Source organism: Algoriphagus lutimaris (assembly GCF_017051705.1).
Classification (GTDB): Bacteria; Bacteroidota; Bacteroidia; order Cytophagales; family Cyclobacteriaceae; genus Algoriphagus; species Algoriphagus lutimaris.
In genome coordinates this window covers 764518-782502 of record NZ_JAFIDJ010000001.1, presented here as the reverse complement: position 1 = coordinate 782502, position 17985 = coordinate 764518, and the positions used below count along the sequence as shown (strand labels likewise).

Here is a 17985-nt window from a genome sequence, read left to right as displayed (position 1 = left end):
AGAATTATCCACCACCAATTTTAAACCCCATGAAGACACGTTTTTTTTCGGGTCTGCTTCTTGGTTTACTGGCATGTCAAGCTCTTTTTGCTCAAAAAATTGACGAGGAGTATCATGCAAAAATCCAAGAGTATACCACGGACCCAAGGTTTTTACCTTCCTCCGTTTTAGGAATTATTGATCATCCAGAAATCCCTTCACCCAAAAAGCATTTTGGACAAATCATTGGTTCACCAGGCATCATGCATGGGACAAAGGAAATATATGGCTATTACCAGTTATTGGCAGAAAAATCCCCGCATCTAAGCATAGAGCAAGTTGAAACCACTGAGGAAGGCAGACCTATTTATATGGTCATTATTGGTGGAGATGAGAGCATGAATCGCCTGGATCATTATAAAAGCCAACTTTCGAAATTGGCCGATCCTCGGATTACAACTTCTGAAGAAGCAAAAGCTATTATCGCAGATTCCAAGCCTGTATATTATTTGAATGGGGGGATGCATTCCACAGAAATGGGATCGCCCGAAATGTTGATGGAATTAGCCTATCGTTTAATAACCAGTGAGGATGAGGCAATCAAAAATATCAGAGAAAACCTCATTTTATTGATCAATCCTGTTTCTGAACCGGACGGAAGAGATAAACAGGTAGATTGGTACCATAGATATACCAAAGCAAGAACGGAATGGGATGATGGTTTTCCTCGCTCCACTCCCTATTGGGGAAAATATGTTTTCCATGACAATAACAGAGATGGTCTGCAAGTATCACAGGGAATTACCAAAGGGATTTTCAAGATATTCTTTGAATGGCACCCTTTGGTTATGCTTGATTTACATGAGTCTGTACCTCTTTTATACATTTCTACGGGTACAGGCCCCTATAATGAGCAAGTGGATCCTATTACCATCAGTGAATGGCAAATTATGGCAAATAGTGATATTGCCAGTCTTGCAGGTCAGGGTATGCCTGGAGCTTTTACTTGGGCATTTTATGATGGTTGGTGGCCTGGTTATGGCATATGGGTAGCAAATAATCATAATTCCAATGGTAGGTTCTATGAAACGTTTGGTAATGCTGGAGCCAACACTTATATGAGAGACCTCTCCAACGCCAGATATGCTGGAGATCCCGCTACCAGTCGAGAGTGGTATAGACCAGATCCACCAACAGAAAAAGTTTATTGGTCAGCCAGAAACAATGTCAATTACATGCAGGCGGGGGTATTGGCCTCTTTGACCTATGCAGCTCATAATGGAGAACAGCTTTTAAAGAATTTTTACCAAAAAGGAGTGAATTCCATCCAAAAAGGGAAAACTGAAGGACCAAAAGCCTTTATTATTCCCAAGGAGCAGAAAGATCCTGCCATGGCTGCTTATTTGGCAAATCAACTACGTGCACAATATATTGAAGTTCATCAAGTTGTTTCAGGAGAAAATAAAGGAGATTATGTGGTGTTGATGGACCAACCTTATCGAAACCTTGCATACAATTTATTAACCGAACAAAAATATCCTAAAGAGGCAAAGTTCCCTCCATATGATGACATTGCATGGACTTTGGGGTACCTCTACGGGGTGGAAGTTGAGAAATCCGATAGCATTGCTTATAACGATCAAGACCTCGAATTACTAAGTGAAGATGCGGTTTATCAGGGAGCTATTTCAGGCAATGGAAAAAATTATTTTCTAGCTTATCAAGCTCAAAACACCGTTTTACCTGCTTTGTATTGGTTAAAAAAGGAAAATCAAAATGCAAGCATTCAAATCATAGAAAATGAATTCATTTTAGATTCTGACACACTTCCCAAAGGTTCAGTCTATTTTAAAGGAATATCTAACAAACAAGCCGATCAAATCGCTGGGGAATTTGGACTAGACTTAATTCAAGGTAGTCTAACACCTGATTCTAATGAGGTTCATGAAGTGACTTTGCCAAAAGTAGCTATTTACCATACCTGGTTCAATACCCAAGATGAGGGTTGGTCTAGGTATACATTTGAACAAAGAGGAATTCCTTACACCTCCATAGACAAGGATGATTTAAAGGCAGGAGGATTGAAAGATAAATTTGATGTGATTTTAGTTCCTAGGGCTCGCGGAAATGGATCAAACTTTATTCATGGAGTAACTACAGAGTTTGGTCCTTTACCTTTTACAAAGACAGCTGAGTATCCTTCTCACGGATATCCTGATTCCTCTCCAGACATCACAGGAGGACCTGGCTTTGCCGGAATGGACAATTTGAAAAAATTTGTGGAAGAAGGAGGAGTTGTTATCACTTTGGACAATTCTACTAACATGGTGGCAGAAACTGGAATTGTAAGAAACTTGGATTCTTATTCAGCTTCTGGTTTATTTCACCCTGGCTCGGTAGTGACAGTAAAAATAAAGCAATCAGAAAGTCCTGTCTTATATGGATTCCCGGAAACCTTTCCAATTTTCAGAGGTAATGGACCTCTCTATAGAGTAGATCTAAAGGATAGAGATATGATGCTCTTACAATATGGAACTAAGCCTTTGAAAGACGAGCTAGCTTATCAAGGGCCCATCATGGGCAAACCTGATCAAGAAAAAGTAGAGGAAAAGAAGGAAGAGAGTGGAAAAGATGTTCCTTATGTGAGATCCGGGATGGTTAGAAATGAACAAACCATTATTGGTCATGGATCTATTTTTAAAGTTCCTGTTGGAAAAGGAAATGTATTGGCATTCACCTTTGACCCTCTTCACAGGTATTTAAATCACCATGATGCCCCACTGGTTTGGAATGCCTTGATCAACTGGAATCATTTGAAATAATCTTAGAAACATATCTAATCTTATTCCCAACAAAAAAGGGATTGAATCTATTTTGATTCAATCCCTTTTTTTTAGATGGCTACCAGCTTCCTCAAATATGCTCCATACCCACTCTTTCCAAGCTTATCTGCTTGTTTTAGTAACTCCTCTTTTCCAATAAAGCCGTTCCGATAAGCGATCTCTTCAATGCACCCGATCTTAAGTCCCTGTCGTTCCTCAATTACTTCTACAAACTGAGCCGCTTGAAGCAAGGACTGATGGGTACCGGTATCCAACCAAGCAGTTCCCCTATTTAAAATTGCAACCTGAAGCTGACCATTTTTTAAATACTCATTATTGATATCTGTAATTTCCAATTCACCTCTTGGACTTGGTTTGATGCTCTTAGCAATCTCAACCACTCTATTGTCATAAAAATACAATCCTGGTACTGCATAGTTTGATTTAGGCTCAGCTGGCTTTTCCTCTATGCTGATAGCCTTTTGGTCCTCATCAAAAGCAACCACGCCATAACGATGGGGATCATTCACATGATAGGCAAAAACTACTCCTCCTTGAGGATCTGTGTTTTCTTGAAGGGTCTTATGTAATCCAGACCCATAAAAAATATTATCTCCAAGAATCAAAGCCACTTTATCTTTCCCAATAAATTCCTCTCCAATGATAAATGCCTGAGCTAATCCATCAGGACTCGGTTGAACTGCATATTGAAAGTTACAACCCACTTGTGAACCATCTCCTAATAGCTTTTCAAATGCTGCATTATCATCGGGAGTCGTAATAATTAAAATATCTTTTATCCCAGCCATCATCAAGACAGAAAGAGGATAATAAATCATTGGTTTATCGTAAACTGGCATGAGCTGCTTACTTACCGATATGGTCAAAGGGTATAATCTGGTTCCAGACCCTCCTGCTAAAATGATTCCTTTCATATAGAAAATATAAAAATCAAAAGTAGATTGAGGTGACAAAACTACAGATTGCATTACATTTTAAAAAATGACATGAAAATTCTACTAGTTTCCATGGGAACCAGAGGAGACATAGAACCATTTTTAGCGCAGGCTGAATTTTTAAAAAATGCTGGACATGAAATAACCTGTCAGTTCCCTGAACAATTCCGAAAGATGACCGAAGCATTGGGCTACTCTTTTTTGGGCTTTGACAAGGGCTTTTTAGAAATGCTGGAGAGTCAAAGTGGAAAAGCAGTAATGGGTGGAGGGAGCTCTTTTAAACAACTGAAAGGATATTTAAATTTGATAATGAACTCTCTGAAAATTCAGAAATTGATCATTCAGCAACAAAAAGAGGCATTGGAAGAAATAAATCCTGATAAAGTTTTATTTCATGCCAAAGCCCTATATCATTATTTGGGAGCAATGGCTAACCCTAGAAAGTTCATGCTTCTTTCTCCAATCCCCTGCTTAATTCATCAAGTCAAAGAATTCCCTCACATAGGGTTAGCCAAATGGAAACCTTTCTCCGAAAAGTGGAACCTAAAATCCTATCGATTTGTCAATGGGGTCAGACATCGGGTGATGAAAAGATTACTTAAACCTTATTACGGTGATTTTCCTAAGATTGAAATTAATTCAAATACTTTGAATCAGTTTGAATCCAATCAATTAAGAACACTATATACGATTTCTCCTAGCCTGTTCCCCTTTCCAGATTATTGGCCTAAGACAGCTAAAATCACTGGATATTTTTTCAGAAACCAAATTAAAACTTACCAAATAAACCCAGGGTTGAACCAGTGGATTGAGAAGAACCCCAAGGCCGTTCTTCTGACTTTTGGTTCCATGACGAACCCAAACCCGAAGAAATATTCAGAACTTCTTATCAACTTGTTGATCAAACATAGAATCCCCACGATTGTAAATCTTTCTTGGGGGGGACTTGAAAAAATAAATATAGATTCGGATTTAATATTTTATGTAAACCAAATACCTTATGATTGGGTATTGCCAAAAATGTACGGGATGATTCATCATGGAGGTTCAGGTACTACCCATCATGCAGCTATCAATGGTTGTGTACAGTTGATTATTCCTCATATCGTCGACCAATATTTCTGTAATAGGGTTATCTTAAAAAGAGGTTTAGGGCCACAAGGGCCCAGCATTCATAACATTACATCCTATAATTTCGAGAAAGCTTTATTAGAATTTTGGAATCAAAAAGAATTTAAAACGCAAGCCAATGCAGTAGCCAATAGAATGATCAGTGAGGCGCTAATCGAAAAAAATATTAAAGAAATTACCCAAGAATAAATCTCCATGAAAAACATCCAATTCTACCTCCTACTAACTATACTTCTTTTTAGTTCCTGCCAAAAAGAAAAACCGATTGTTTTTCAGCCTTCCTCAGGAGAACAATTTCGTCCTGTGTATCATTTTACCCCAGAGTCTTCATGGATGAATGATCCCAATGGCATGTTTTACATGGATGGGGAATATCATTTATTTTACCAATATTATCCTGATAGTACGGTTTGGGGGCCCATGCATTGGGGACATGCAGTTTCCCGCGATCTAACTAATTGGGAGCATCTTAATGTCGCTCTGGAACCAGATAGCCTAGGGTATATATTTTCTGGTTCGGCGGTAGTAGATTCTAAGAATAGCTCTGGTTTAGGAACTGAGGAAACCCCTCCTATTGTAGCGATATTCACCTACCATGACCCTAAAAAAGAAAAAAGTGGATTGATAGACGTAGAAAGCCAAGGAATAGCCTTCTCCTTAGACAAGGGTAGAACTTGGGAAAAATTTTCAGGCAATCCTGTGTTACCCAATCTTGGATCTAGGGATTTCAGGGACCCTAAAGTCCAGTTATTCCAAGGAAATGATGGCGAAGAGCATTGGTTGATGACCTTAGCCGTATCGGATCATATTGAATTCTATAAATCAATCAATCTTATTGATTGGGAAAAGATTGGCGAGTTTGGAAAAAGGGTCGGTGCGCATGGAGGGGTTTGGGAATGTCCAGACTTAATTCCATTAAAGACCCCTTCTGGAGAACTTAAATATGTTTTATTGGTAAGTATCAATCCTGGAGGACCACAAAAAGGTTCGGCAACACAATATTTCATCGGAGATTTTGAAGAAGGAATTTTTACTCCAGATGACACCATGATCAGATGGATGGATTATGGCCCAGATAATTATGCGGGGGTAACCTGGAATAATATTCCATCCAATCAAGACAGAGTGGTATTGATTGGATGGATGAGTAATTGGTTATACGCACAGGATGTGCCTACCAAAAAATGGAGGTCTGCAATGACAATTCCCAGAAGTTTAAGCTTATTTGACGTAGATGGCACTTTATTACTTAAATCCGAACCTGTCAAAGAATTAAACCAGCTGAGGAAATCCTCCTATGAAATTGAATATCAATCTGGATTGCCTTCTGTTGCTACAGAACTTACTGTGGATATAGAAAATGAGGAACCATTCTTTATCCACTTTAGGAATGAATTGGGAGAACAGTTTCGTATCACAAGGGAAAACGGCTTGCTCTCAATTGATCGAACCAATGCTGGAATTTCAGACTTCGACCCTGATTTTGCAGCCATTCACTCCGCTCCCATGAGTTGGCCAGCCAAGAATTTAAGAATCTTTCTAGATGCGCATTCCGTAGAAGTTTTTGTGAATCAGGGTGAGCTAGTGATGACTTCTATCTTATTTCCTAATAGTCCTTGGAAAGAAGTAGAATTATCAGAAAATCTAAAAAATGCAAAATTATTCTCATTAGAAAAATAGGTGGATTAAGCATCTTGATTCTTAGGTTTTTATGGAGGGCGTTTTGGAAGGATTAGACCTAAGGAATGAGCATCAAGAACTTCTATAATCAGTCTTCATGAACATCGCCATCTAAAAAAAATGGGGAGATCAAAAATCGAGGTGGTAGACTGGGTTGGGATAAAAATTCAATTCATAGACTCCAAACTTCCTGAAAATGCTGGAGATCTATGATAACAAATTAGCATCTGCATTAACGGCAGAAAGGTCTGCAAGCAAATGGCTTCACATTTTACAGAATAGAATTAAAAACTAATCTTTTTGAGACACCATAATCGTTCACAAAAACGGAATTGGTTCGATTAAAAATGCTTCATGGATTATGTCAAAAATGCACTCTTCCTTTGGCTAGAGCATTTTTTTCACCTAAATTCTTCTCAAAATTTTACCTTATTTTAGACCACTTCAAAGTTTATCTTACGTGACAAATATTACCTTTTACTTCATTTAGCAACAATTAATTTTGAAAAAGTAATCCACGAGATCAAAATCTTCGTATTAAATGTCAATTAAAAAAACTAATACCTCCTACCTATAATTTAATTACTATGAACCAACAATTTACTCTACTAAAAAAAGCTGTTGAAGTTTTTCATTCCTACGGAATCAACCTTTCCGGCCAACAAAAAAATGCCGACTTTATTCAACAACTAGAAATGGATCCGATCTTTATTAACGGTCTCATTTTCGAATTGGAATATCAGCTGCATATTATCCTTCAAGATGAGCTACTTGGCCAGGTGAACACTCCCAAAGATCTGATCAATTTATTGTTGAACATTCCTCAGGACAATTAAAATTTGAAATGTCTTGTTTTCGATCTTTCTATTGAAAGCACTGTTAAACAGGAGTTAAATACTATAAAAATCAAGAAACTTTTTGAAAAAAAGACCCTAAACTAAACATTTAAAAAATCGCTTCAAATACCCAATAATGGATGTTTCTTAAAGTGTTTATTAACATAATTCTTCAATCAAAGTTGACTTATTTAATCTACTCGTTTAAAAACACGGTCTTGTAAGCAAATTGAATTAGGTGGACAAATAAAATGAAGCTCTGTATAATTTGACTTGATGCTATAATCAGAACTTGCAGATCTTGTTTGGACTAACACCAGCATTTCCTTGGAATCGTATTGTTTACCAGCTTCACCTACTTGGAAATAGGACTCTTGAAAAATTGAAACCACACCATCCTCCAAGGTATATACCCCGGAGAAATAATAGCTATACCCTAAATCTTTTGAATCACCTGCATTCTTAATAATCCCCCATCCAAGCACATTGCCACTATGTTTTAATTCAATGGTGTGGATCAGATCAAATGTATTTCCTTTCAATTCCAATTGGTATTTACCTAACTCAGGTTGAATAGGAAGCATCTCTTCTTTTTGTTGATTACAAGCAAAAAAAACAGCAGAAAACATCAATATAAGAAGAAGCTGAAATCTCATTTTGGATAGACTTAGATTAAAAGCTACGTTAATTTACTGAAAATTAGAAGGCTTGTAAAAAATGAAGGCTGCCTTTAAACATAAAAACAGCCTTAAACCCATTTCACCAAAACTTAATTTATTTTCTCGAAAGGAGTAGGTGGAACACATAAGGCATTTGGAGGACAGATATAGATCAACTCCTGATAATCGTCCGACACTTTATATCTATCCTCAAAGAAGAATTCTCTACTTACTTCTGGAAGCTCATCTTTTGGTAAATAAGAAATGTCTGGATCAGTTAAATGAAATGTCTTTGTAAAATTTATAACTACTACTTTGCCTTCTAACTTATAGGTTCCTTCATAATAATATTGAAAACCCAAAGTTGCGGACTCCCCTTTATTTTTAACTGTACCTTGAGCTACAACTTGCTGCCCCTGCTTCAATTCTATCCTTCTTACGAAGTCCAACTCATCACTCAAATCTCTATCTGTCTTTTGATAGATTCCCAGTATCGCTTGACCCGGATTTAATTCATCGTCTTCATTTTTACAGCTAAATAAAATAGCCATGAAGGACATCACTATAGCAATATTTCTTTTCATGATCGACAATTAATAAATTTTCCTATCTGTAATTTTAAAACAATTGGTATAAGGAGAACAAATCTTCAGGAGCTCCTTGTAATTATCTTTTTCAAAAGTTGATCCCAGACTTGGTTACCATCCTTATAGATCAGATTATCTTTTAGGCTAAAGAAAGAATCCTCATCATCAATTTGGAAAGCATCTGTTTCTATAATATTCACAACCCCATCTTCAATTTTATAGGAACCATTAAAGTAGTAGCGATATCCTAAAACCTGATTTGTGCCGGATATATTAGAAATCCCTTCACCATAGACAATACCCACTGATTTGAATTGCAACCTGTCAACAAAGTCTATTTCGTGGTTTTTACCAACTTTCTCCATTTTAAATTCATAAGGTCCAACTAATTCCTTTATTGGTCTCATTTCATTGTTTTGGTTACAACCGTAAATTGATAGCACTATCATTCCTAAAAAAAGTAATTTTTGATTCATCCTGAATAATTAAAAAAATAACTAATTCTATTTTTTTATAGGGTATAAATAATGACGTTGCCCCGGTCCTTAACGCAACATTTTTAAACAAAAACCGCTTATTTATCTCCATGGTACTAGTATTTTTGAGAATGGAAAAAAATTCTCTACCAGGCAACATTCGAAAAAACATCCAAATTGGAGATGAAGTGACCATTGTACAGAAACATCATCAAAGAACAGGTGAAATTACTGAAGGTTTTGTCAAGAGAATATTAACAAGTTCTCCTACTCATCCTCATGGGATTAAAGTCATGTTGGATACCGGAGAAGTAGGAAGAGTTAAAGAAGTCTTCCCTGAGGAAGATCAACTTGGGCGATAGGTAACTTGAAGCCCTTTCAAAAAGTTTCTTAATACCTGATCCTTACAATCCCTGTATTGGCTTTGAGTAGGGTTTCTAAAGAATGCACTCAATTCATGTTTGGAAAGTCTGAAATTAACTGCCTTTAGCATTTTCAACATATCCTCATCTATTAAGCTCAAGGCAATTTTCAATTTTCGAAGGACCTGATTATTACTTAGACTTTTTTCATTTACAGGATCGTTCCCGTCCTTTTTACCCCTTTTTAGAATAATAAATCCGTTTAGAAATGCGGCGAGATCTTTATCATATAATGGTTTAAAATCCTCGTCATCATCCTTTTTCAACCAATTTGAAACAGTGGGCCTGTCCACTTCTTGTCCGGCTAACCCGAAAATTTCAATCATTAAAAAATCATTAATATCAAAGGTATAGCGCAGGCTTCGGAAGATATCGTTATTACTCATAAGCTTAAATCTGAATCAAAATAAGGCAAATAAAACGACCTATCATAGTTTTAGATTAAGATGGAAATCAAATATATAAAGTGCTTATTCAACTTTCAGTATCATAAAGAAAATCAAAAACTGGCACCTATTTCATCAACTCATTCAATTGTTCCCATTCAATTTTTAAATCCAATTGATCACTACACTCAGCAAAAACCCGAATTTCTACCAACCTATTTTAATTTAAATCCTTTTCTAATTGTTCTAATGTTTTTCCCTTGGTTTCCGGTAAAACCAAATACACGACTACAAAACCAAATGCACAAATAAGTCCATATAGCCAAAAGTTATTTGCCCAACCAAGGTTTTCCTTGATGGCAGGAAAAAAATAAGTTAGTGTAAAATTCCCCAACCAATGTGCTAAGGCTCCAATGGAAATTGCTGCGCCTCGAATTCTGGTTGGAAAAATTTCAGACAACACCACCCATAAAAGTGGAGCTAATGTAAAGGAGTAAAACATCACATTTGTCAACACTAAAAGAACTATTACCCAGCCTCCCTGATCTACTGAAAAAGAATAACCAATTAAGCCATACAGAATGGACATTGCTCCGGTACCAATTAATAAAAGATTTTTCCGCCCAAAACGATCTACTGTAAAAATGGTGATGAATACAGATAAAACCATGACGCCTCCTATTACCACAATATTTAGCATCATCTGCTTCAGATTATATCCTGCCGCCTGAAAAATATCGGCGGCATAATAGATCACTACATTTACTCCAGACCATTGTTGAAGGAAAGCCAAGAAGATCCCAATTCCGATCAATTTAGGAAGTGGTTTTTTCAACAAATCCCTAAAGTGAACTTTTCCTAAATCTCCCTCATGAAGTGTATTTTGGATATCGGCTATAGCCACATCACTATATTGTTTACCTCCTATTTTTTCCAATACTTTTTTAGCATTGACCACCTGATTATTCTTTACTAACCAACGTGCACTTTCAGGTACTAAAAACATCAATAGAAAAAACAATAATGCAGGAATTATTTCAGCACCAAACATCCATCTCCAAGCCATCTGACCACTCCAACTCGCAGCAATAACTTCAAAACTTGCGTTCTCCGGTAAACTGGTATCTATCAAAGAAATTTGCCAATTACATATCTGGGCCAAAAGAACTCCCACCATGACCAGCAATTGATTGATCGTGACAAACATTCCTCGCTTTTCAGAAGGAGAAATTTCTGCAATGTAAAGAGGGGAAAGGTTTAGGGCGATTCCCATGGCCACACCCCCTACAATTCGATAGGCATTGAACCACCAGAAAGTCTCAGACAAAGCAGTGCCCAGCGCAGAAAGAGAAAATAAAAATCCAGAGAATATCAGTAATCTTTTCCTTCCTAATTTATCACTAAGGATAATACAAAGAATTGCACCCACCATGCACCCCACCAAGGCAGAACTTGTCCCCCACCCTTGGTCACTGGTGGAGGTAATATTAAAATAAGGCTCATAAAAGGGTTTGGCACCTCCTATTACTACCCAATCATAACCAAACAAAAAACCACCAAGCGCTGCAGTCAGACTGATTAACCAAATATAGCGCTGGTTGTATTGAAATTCTTTTGAATTATTCTGTTCAAGCCCCATTTCAAATATTATATTTCTAAATCTACATAATGCAAAAGGTGAAATTTAAGTAAAATTTCAAATGGCCATCCTTGACTGTCTGTTGTGCAAAGAAAAAAAGAAGAGGTAATTAAACCTTAACTCTCTTCCAATTTCCTTTTTTAAAGAAATACAAGGCAACTACTGCATGAAATGAATGGGCAAATGAAATTGCAATGAAAATACCTAAATAGCCTAAACCAAATGGAAATGCAAGAAAATAAGCCAAGGGTACCTCTAAAAACCAAAGTACACCTATATTGATGTAAGCGGGAGTTTTAGTATCACCTGCTCCATTAAATGCCTGGGTAAGAACCATACCAACCGCAAAAAACACATAGCCTAAAACGATTACCCAAAGGCCTTGGGCAGCAATATCTCTTACCTCAGGAATATCCGTAAAGAAGCCTGCCAACTGTTGATGAAACAGTAGATAAATACCGGTAACAGAGCCCATAAAAATCACAGTATATCTAGTAGTGAGCCAAACCGATTTCTCAGCTCGTTCCACTTTCTTTGCTCCTAGGTTCTGTCCCACTAATGTTGCAGCTGCCCCAGATAATCCCCAAGCTGGCATGAGAGTAAACATTAAAACTCGAAATGCAATGGTATATCCAGCCAAAGAGGCAGAACCAAATTCCGCATTCATTCTGGTCAACGCGATCCAGGAGACAGAGTCAATCAAAAATTGTCCCATTCCCCCTATAGCAATATCCATGATTTTTTTTATGATAGCCCAAGAGACCTTAATATTCTCTTTTAAAATAGTCAACCTATGTTTTCCATTAAAAAGGTGATACAATTGATAAACCACCCCCAAAGACCTACCTAATGTAGTTGCGATTGCAGCTCCTTCTAAGCCCCAACCTTGCCAGCTCCCAATTCCAAAAATAAAAAGTGGGTCCAGAATCATATTAAAACCATTGGAAATCCAAAGTGATCTCATGGCATGATGTGCCTGACCTGCTCCTCTAAATGCTCCATTCAATAGAAATAAAAGCATGATGGCAATATTCCCGGCAAAAATCACTCTCGTAAAACCAACTCCAGTTTCAATCACATCAGCTTCAGCCCCCATCAACCCCAAAATATCCGGGGCAAAAACCCATCCTATCAGCCCCAGAAATACTGCGATTGTTCCTCCTACTAATAAGAGCTGAAATGCAGCTGCTCCTGCTTCATGATATTCCTTCTCACCAAACCTTCTTGCGATCAAAGCCGTGGCCGCCATACTAATCCCAAATCCCATCGCATAAACAATGATAATGACGGATTCAGTTAGGCCAACAGTTGCGATTGCATTTTCGCCTAATTTGGCAACAAAAAATATATCAACAATTGCAAACAAAGATTCCATCATCATCTCCAAAATCATGGGGATGGCTAAAACAAAAATGGCTGTTTTAAGTGAGAGCTTAGTGAAATCTTGTTCTTTCCCTTGTATTGCCTCTTTAATCAGATTCCAAATACTCATTAGAGGAGATTAAAAATTTGCTTGCGCAAGAAAACTAAAATTTTGCAAGGTTAAAAGAAGCCACAAGTCATGTAATAAATGATTTTGTGTGAACTTCAAAAAGTTTATTATAAGCTCTAGATGGGAAATAGGAAAATCAAAACACTGTCTTAGACAGAAAAATCTTTAGATAGTTATATTTATTTGTCTAATATTTAGGCAAATAGAAAAAAACTCAAAAATCAATTGAAAAAGGCTTCATAAAGGGCTTTAAAGTTGCTATTATTACTCTATGGCAGCATTTGCCCGTCAACCTAATATTACAATTTTAAACAAAAAGCTATTATGAGCAGATTTAAAGAAATGCAAGACCTGGTTAATTCTCTAGAATCAGATTTTGAAAAATTCTATGAGGGAGGTAACAAAGCTGCAGGTACCAGAGTGAGAAACGGTATGCAAGCTATTAAAAATCTTGCACAGGAAATCAGAGCAGAAATTACTGCAATGAAGAACGCTGCAAAGTAAAACCAATAAAAAGCCCTGTGATTTGAATGTCACAGGGCTTTTTCTTTATCTGGAAGACTATTATAATTTATCAATAAAACTTTTCACTTCTTCCTTGGCTTTACCGGTCTTTTTTTGAATAACTCCTATCAATTGGTCTTCTTGTGCCTCTTCGAATAAAAGATCATCATCGGTAACTTCAGCATATTCTTCCTTGATTTTACCTTTAATCTCGTTCCAATTTCCTTTTGTTTTATCTTTAAATGAACTCATAATTTCTATTTTTTTTAGTAAACTAATTTATTTACTATTAATAGTTCACAAGTCATGCCTAAAACCTTATCTTCCTAACTATAAATATAAATACCTGATTTACAGTTGATAAACAGAACTGAAGAAATCTTAAAACTAAGTTTACCATTCATCTTCTTAGAATTAAAGTAACAAATTGGGGAATTTCATTCTTCTTTCTCTTGAATCAATCTTGAATTTTGAATTGGATAAAGTCAGAAGGTAAAGGCTCTAATCCAAGTTCACGCATGAGCATAGCAATTTGCCCTCTATGATAGGTGGAGTGATTTACAATATGAGTAAGCACGTCACTTCCATAGCTCTCAAAAGATTTCCCCATAGAATTTTTATACTTAAACTTTACATCCAGATCAACTTGATGGAGAATTTCCATGGTGGACTCAAAATTCGATTGATCCTTTTCTGCAAATTTTTCTATTGGGAATAAATCCCAGGGTTTGCAAGGGTCTTGAATACTTTTTAGCCTTGCATTCCAAATAGTATGAGCATTCATAATATGGCAAGATAATTCAATGATTTTTGGACTTAATTGACCTGATAATGATTCATAAGAAGCCACCAATTTTAAATTAGTTTGGTGATTGTAATTAAAAAAATCTTGATAGAAGACAGATTTAAAGGACGATTCCATAAATAATGATTGAATTAAACTGCATAAAATTGATGATTCTTTTGAGAATTCACCGTCGTCTAAAAAATATTATTGATTATCTTTAATTATGAAAGAAAGTGATCCTGCTTATAAAGCAAACCCTTTTCACCCATATAACATTGGTTATTAATCATTTAAATAAAGAGATCACCTAAAAAGCAAAACCCAGTTCTCATTAGGAGAATTCATATTTTAAGCATGAATATATTAGTTATAGACGTCGGAGGGTCCAATATAAAGATCTTAGCAACCGGTCAGCCTGATAGAATAAAAATACCTTCAGGCAATAATTTTTCTCCAGAGGAAATGATTCCTCTTATCAAAGAAAATGCATCCAACTGGAAATACGATGTGGTATCAATAGGTTTTCCTGGAATCGTAAAGGATAACAAAGTAATAACAGAACCTGTCAATTTGGGAGATGGCTGGAAAAGGTTTGATTTTGAAGGAGCCTTTAGCTGCCCAGTAAAGCTAATAAATGACGCTGCCATGCAAGCCCTTGGGGGTTATGAAAATAAAAAATTACTATTTCTTGGGTTCGGTACTGGTTTAGGCACTGCAATGGTTGTTAACAAGACGATTATTCCTTTGGAAGCTGGTCATTTACCTTATAAAAAAGGGACTTTTGAAAATTATGTTGGAAAAGAGTTTCTAAATAAAAGTGGCTCAAAAAAATGGGAGAAACATGTCAATAATTGCATCGAAAAATTCTCACATGTATTTCAACCTGATGATATATTATTAGGGGGAGGGAATTCTAAATTATTATCCTATGTACCTGAAGGTTGTAGACTAGGGACCAATCAAAACGCCTTTAAAGGAGGCTTTCGCTTATGGGAAGAAGATTTTAATATCTAATAATTCAATAATTTATAAAGATTATCTCAGCTACTAATTTCTTTATTATTGATTAATTTAAAAAATTAAAATAATTTTTATGTAACACTATATGAATATCAAACAATAACATTTGCATTTCATATTTACAATAGTATTTTTTCCAAATAAAATTTTGATTATTCCGATATTACTCTTAGATTTTAGACTTTCCTATTGAAATCTTATAGCAAATCTTTAATTCTAGGAGTTAATAATTTCTTCGATTTCAAAGGCTATCATAACTCACCCATATTGTAAGCCAATTATGAAATTAGGAATTTTAGGAGGAACCAACCTGTCCAGAACTTTAGGTAAAAAGTATATTGATGCAGGAATACAAGTAGTTTTTGGAGTTAGAAGTGATTTTGATACTGAAATTACTGAATGGAAAATATTAAATAAATTTTTTGACCGGATTTGTCCCTATGAATCAGCTATCATCCAATCTGATATTATTCTTATATGTTGTGAAAATGACTATCTAAAAGATATTTGTATTGCACTAGAGAAAGTGGATTTGGAAGATAAATTGATTATAGATTGTACCAATAACAAGTATTGTTTAGATACTAATAATCAATCAAATACCGCTACCATCAAAAGATCAGCTCCTAATAACCTTGTTTTCAAAGCATTTAATAACCTTGGGTTGGATTACCCGAAATCAGATATACTTGGAATAATTAAGGAGACTTATTTTTGTGGAGAAGGCACTATTGAAAAATTGCGAGTAAAGAGGCTGATAGAACTTATAGGTTATAAAGCTATTGATGCCGGTCAAATTGACAATGCCTATTTATTAGAAGCATTTTATCAATTAAGTAAAGAAATAACCTGGCAAAAAAAAGAACAATCTAATTATCATTTTAAGTTAATTTCAGTTTAGAAATAATAAAATATAGTTAACACTCATTTGTTTTATCTATTTTGCCCATAATACCTCTTAATGATGATTTTTTTAAAAAAAGGGTTTTTTACATATCTATTTTCAGGAGTCTTAATAGTATTATCCTTCTTTAATCCTTTTTATAATAGTGCAATATCATTCGAGGATAAAGCTTCTAAAGAAATCTCCGAAAGCATCATTTTATTAGAAGAAATTGAAACACTGACCATTCCACTAGCTGAAAACATCCCATTCCTCAAATCATGGGCTCATACGTATCAAAATGATTTTGACAAATTATTGACCTACTTAAATTTTGCTGATTTATTAATGCTTCTATAATTGGGAATTTTAAAGCTGAGTGAATGGTGGATATTTAAATTAGTGTTGGTATTAAGCTTTTTAGGATTATTTACTAACTATACAAAAAGCACCTGTAAAAACTTATTAATACTTGGTCTATTAATTACACCTGGCTTAGGTATCTACACTCAATTTTTATCTAGTTTGTCTAGCCAAATGGAATTGGATTTAGGCTCCGACTTAAAATCAAGTTTATCCGCTACTAAAGATTCAATCACTAGTAAAAAGGAGCTTCACAAAGCTACTTTAGACACATTGGAAGCTCACCAAAAATCCAAAAACAAAGGGAGGCTCAACCTTTTTGATAAAGTGGAAGATGATGCAATCCATTTAGGGGAATCTATAGTAGATGATGTTGATCAAGCTGGAAATGACCTACTGGATGTCTTGAGGTTTGCAGGCCATCATGGCTTAAAGCTAGCAGTTTCTTTAATGAGTAACATCCTCATTATCTTTGGAATATTACCGATACTATTTTGGTACCTCATGTCGCTAGTTCTTCAGCGTTTGTTTCAATTTGATAAGCCTCTTCAAGAAATTGATAAAAAACTTGAATCGATTCAAAAAATTACCAAATCATGAATTACCTTAATAGAACAACTTCTTTGGTTTTAATTTCACTATTGGTATGGTCTTGTTCAAAAGAACAGAATACTGTCCAAGAGAATATTCCAAAGCCTATACAAGTATCAGATAGTATTGAAGTCAAAAAAACTACACAGATATTAGGCATAGACGTATCCCATTTCCAAGGTGATGTCAACTGGTCAAAGGTAAAAGAAGCAAAGATCACATTTGTTTATGATAAAGCTTCGGAAGGAAAAACTTTTAAAGATCCTGATTATGCCGAAAACAAAATTGGAGCTCATCAAAATGGGTTAGCACATGGTTCCTATCATTTTTTCACCTCGGATGCAGACGCTTTAGAACAAGCAGAACTTTTTGTCAATATTATTGATTATGGTCCGGGGATATGCCTCCAGTTTTGGATCTAGAACAAGCTGGAATAAAAGGCGAAATCAATACTACAACTTTTCAATCCGAAGTGTTAAAATGGCTAAACTATGTAGAATCTAAACTTGGAGTAAAGCCCATTATTTATACCAATCACGTCTTTGGAGATCTGTATTTAACACATGAAAATTTCTCAAATTATAATTTATGGATTGCAGAATATGGAGTCAAGCAGCCAACTATACCAAAAACTTGGAATGAAAAAGGTTGGTTAATCTGGCAAAGATCTGAAAGAGGTACTATTGAAGGTGCTGTTGGACAAGTAGATCATGATTTATACAATCCTTCCAAACCATTTGAAGTGGTAAAAAAATAGGCCCAAAATTATTGG

At 35.7% G+C, this 17985-nt stretch carries 20 protein-coding genes; 11 read left to right on the top strand and 9 right to left on the bottom strand.

Annotated elements, in window-relative coordinates:
* Window positions 1–29 precede the first annotated feature (29 nt).
* Window positions 30–2801, top strand: a complete 2772-nt coding sequence (locus tag JYB62_RS03140; protein WP_205643983.1) for a M14 family zinc carboxypeptidase — start codon at window positions 30–32, stop codon at window positions 2799–2801.
* Window positions 2802–2872: 71 nt separating this feature from the next.
* Here the strand turns inward: JYB62_RS03140 and rfbA are convergent, their stop codons facing one another.
* Window positions 2873–3736: a glucose-1-phosphate thymidylyltransferase RfbA gene (gene rfbA, locus JYB62_RS03135; protein ID WP_205643982.1), complete on the bottom strand. Its 864-nt coding sequence runs from the start codon at window positions 3734–3736 to the stop codon at window positions 2873–2875.
* Between the two features lie 72 nt (window positions 3737–3808).
* Between rfbA and JYB62_RS03130 the strand changes: the two genes are divergently transcribed.
* The 3 genes from JYB62_RS03130 to JYB62_RS03120 all read left to right on the top strand — a co-directional run bounded on the left by JYB62_RS03130 (window position 3809) and on the right by JYB62_RS03120 (window position 7404).
* Window positions 3809–5077: a glycosyltransferase gene (locus JYB62_RS03130; protein ID WP_205643981.1), complete on the top strand. Its 1269-nt coding sequence runs from the start codon at window positions 3809–3811 to the stop codon at window positions 5075–5077.
* 6 nt (window positions 5078–5083) lie between these two features.
* The gene (locus tag JYB62_RS03125; protein WP_205643980.1) at window positions 5084–6568 is read left to right on the top strand and encodes a glycoside hydrolase family 32 protein; all 1485 of its coding nucleotides are present in this window, start codon (window positions 5084–5086) and stop codon (window positions 6566–6568) included.
* Between the two features lie 587 nt (window positions 6569–7155).
* Complete coding sequence (locus JYB62_RS03120) at window positions 7156–7404, top strand: acyl carrier protein (protein ID WP_205643979.1); 249 nt, start codon at window positions 7156–7158, stop codon at window positions 7402–7404.
* Window positions 7405–7595: 191 nt separating this feature from the next.
* Here JYB62_RS03120 and JYB62_RS03115 read toward each other — a convergent pair whose 3' ends face one another.
* The 3 genes from JYB62_RS03115 to JYB62_RS03105 all read right to left on the bottom strand — a co-directional run bounded on the left by JYB62_RS03115 (window position 7596) and on the right by JYB62_RS03105 (window position 9126).
* The gene (locus JYB62_RS03115; RefSeq protein ID WP_205643978.1) at window positions 7596–8060 is read right to left on the bottom strand and encodes a hypothetical protein; all 465 of its coding nucleotides are present in this window, start codon (window positions 8058–8060) and stop codon (window positions 7596–7598) included.
* A gap of 113 nt (window positions 8061–8173) precedes the next feature.
* Window positions 8174–8647, bottom strand: a complete 474-nt coding sequence (locus tag JYB62_RS03110) for a hypothetical protein (protein ID WP_205643977.1) — start codon at window positions 8645–8647, stop codon at window positions 8174–8176.
* 65 nt (window positions 8648–8712) lie between these two features.
* Window positions 8713–9126: a hypothetical protein gene (locus JYB62_RS03105; protein WP_205643976.1), complete on the bottom strand. Its 414-nt coding sequence runs from the start codon at window positions 9124–9126 to the stop codon at window positions 8713–8715.
* Between the two features lie 110 nt (window positions 9127–9236).
* Between JYB62_RS03105 and JYB62_RS03100 the strand changes: the two genes are divergently transcribed.
* The gene (locus JYB62_RS03100; protein ID WP_243431429.1) at window positions 9237–9488 is read left to right on the top strand and encodes a YwbE family protein; all 252 of its coding nucleotides are present in this window, start codon (window positions 9237–9239) and stop codon (window positions 9486–9488) included.
* Here the strand turns inward: JYB62_RS03100 and JYB62_RS03095 are convergent.
* From JYB62_RS03095 to JYB62_RS03085, 3 genes are all read right to left on the bottom strand, one after another.
* Window positions 9473–9934 carry a YehS family protein gene (locus JYB62_RS03095; protein ID WP_205643975.1) on the bottom strand — a complete coding sequence of 154 codons (462 nt, stop codon included), beginning with the start codon at window positions 9932–9934 and terminating at the stop codon, window positions 9473–9475. The two genes, JYB62_RS03100 and JYB62_RS03095, sit on opposite strands and share 16 nt — an antisense overlap.
* A 220-nt stretch (window positions 9935–10154) precedes the next feature.
* Window positions 10155–11573 (bottom strand): sugar porter family MFS transporter, encoded by a 1419-nt coding sequence (locus tag JYB62_RS03090; RefSeq protein WP_205643974.1) that lies wholly within the window; start codon window positions 11571–11573, stop codon window positions 10155–10157.
* Window positions 11574–11682: 109 nt separating this feature from the next.
* Entirely contained in the window at window positions 11683–13065 is a 1383-nt protein-coding gene (locus tag JYB62_RS03085; RefSeq protein WP_205643973.1) for an MATE family efflux transporter, read from the bottom strand.
* A gap of 324 nt (window positions 13066–13389) precedes the next feature.
* Here JYB62_RS03085 and JYB62_RS03080 point away from each other — a divergent pair, with 324 nt between their 5' ends.
* Entirely contained in the window at window positions 13390–13569 is a 180-nt protein-coding gene (locus tag JYB62_RS03080) for a histone H1 (protein WP_074224384.1), read from the top strand.
* Between the two features lie 60 nt (window positions 13570–13629).
* Here the strand turns inward: JYB62_RS03080 and JYB62_RS03075 are convergent, their stop codons facing one another.
* The gene (locus tag JYB62_RS03075) at window positions 13630–13821 is read right to left on the bottom strand and encodes a CsbD family protein (protein WP_205643972.1); all 192 of its coding nucleotides are present in this window, start codon (window positions 13819–13821) and stop codon (window positions 13630–13632) included.
* A 205-nt stretch (window positions 13822–14026) separates the two neighbouring features.
* Complete coding sequence (locus tag JYB62_RS03070; protein ID WP_205643971.1) at window positions 14027–14491, bottom strand: DinB family protein; 465 nt, start codon at window positions 14489–14491, stop codon at window positions 14027–14029.
* Window positions 14492–14710: 219 nt separating this feature from the next.
* On the opposite strand from JYB62_RS03070, the gene JYB62_RS03065 reads away from it, so the two are divergent.
* From JYB62_RS03065 to JYB62_RS19985, 5 genes are all read left to right on the top strand, one after another.
* Window positions 14711–15370, top strand: coding sequence for an ROK family protein (locus JYB62_RS03065; RefSeq protein WP_205643970.1), 660 nt, complete (start codon window positions 14711–14713; stop codon window positions 15368–15370).
* A 286-nt stretch (window positions 15371–15656) separates the two neighbouring features.
* Window positions 15657–16277, top strand: a complete 621-nt coding sequence (locus JYB62_RS03060; protein ID WP_205643969.1) for an NADPH-dependent F420 reductase — start codon at window positions 15657–15659, stop codon at window positions 16275–16277.
* 342 nt (window positions 16278–16619) lie between these two features.
* Entirely contained in the window at window positions 16620–17222 is a 603-nt protein-coding gene (locus tag JYB62_RS03055; RefSeq protein WP_205643968.1) for a hypothetical protein, read from the top strand.
* Window positions 17219–17635 carry a glycoside hydrolase family 25 protein gene (locus JYB62_RS19990; RefSeq protein ID WP_205643967.1) on the top strand — a complete coding sequence of 139 codons (417 nt, stop codon included), beginning with the start codon at window positions 17219–17221 and terminating at the stop codon, window positions 17633–17635. Before JYB62_RS03055 ends, JYB62_RS19990 begins: the two co-directional genes overlap by 4 nt.
* Entirely contained in the window at window positions 17614–17970 is a 357-nt protein-coding gene (locus tag JYB62_RS19985; protein ID WP_205643966.1) for a GH25 family lysozyme, read from the top strand. The genes JYB62_RS19990 and JYB62_RS19985 overlap by 22 nt, the downstream gene beginning before the upstream one ends.
* The last annotated feature ends 15 nt before the right edge of the window (window positions 17971–17985 follow it).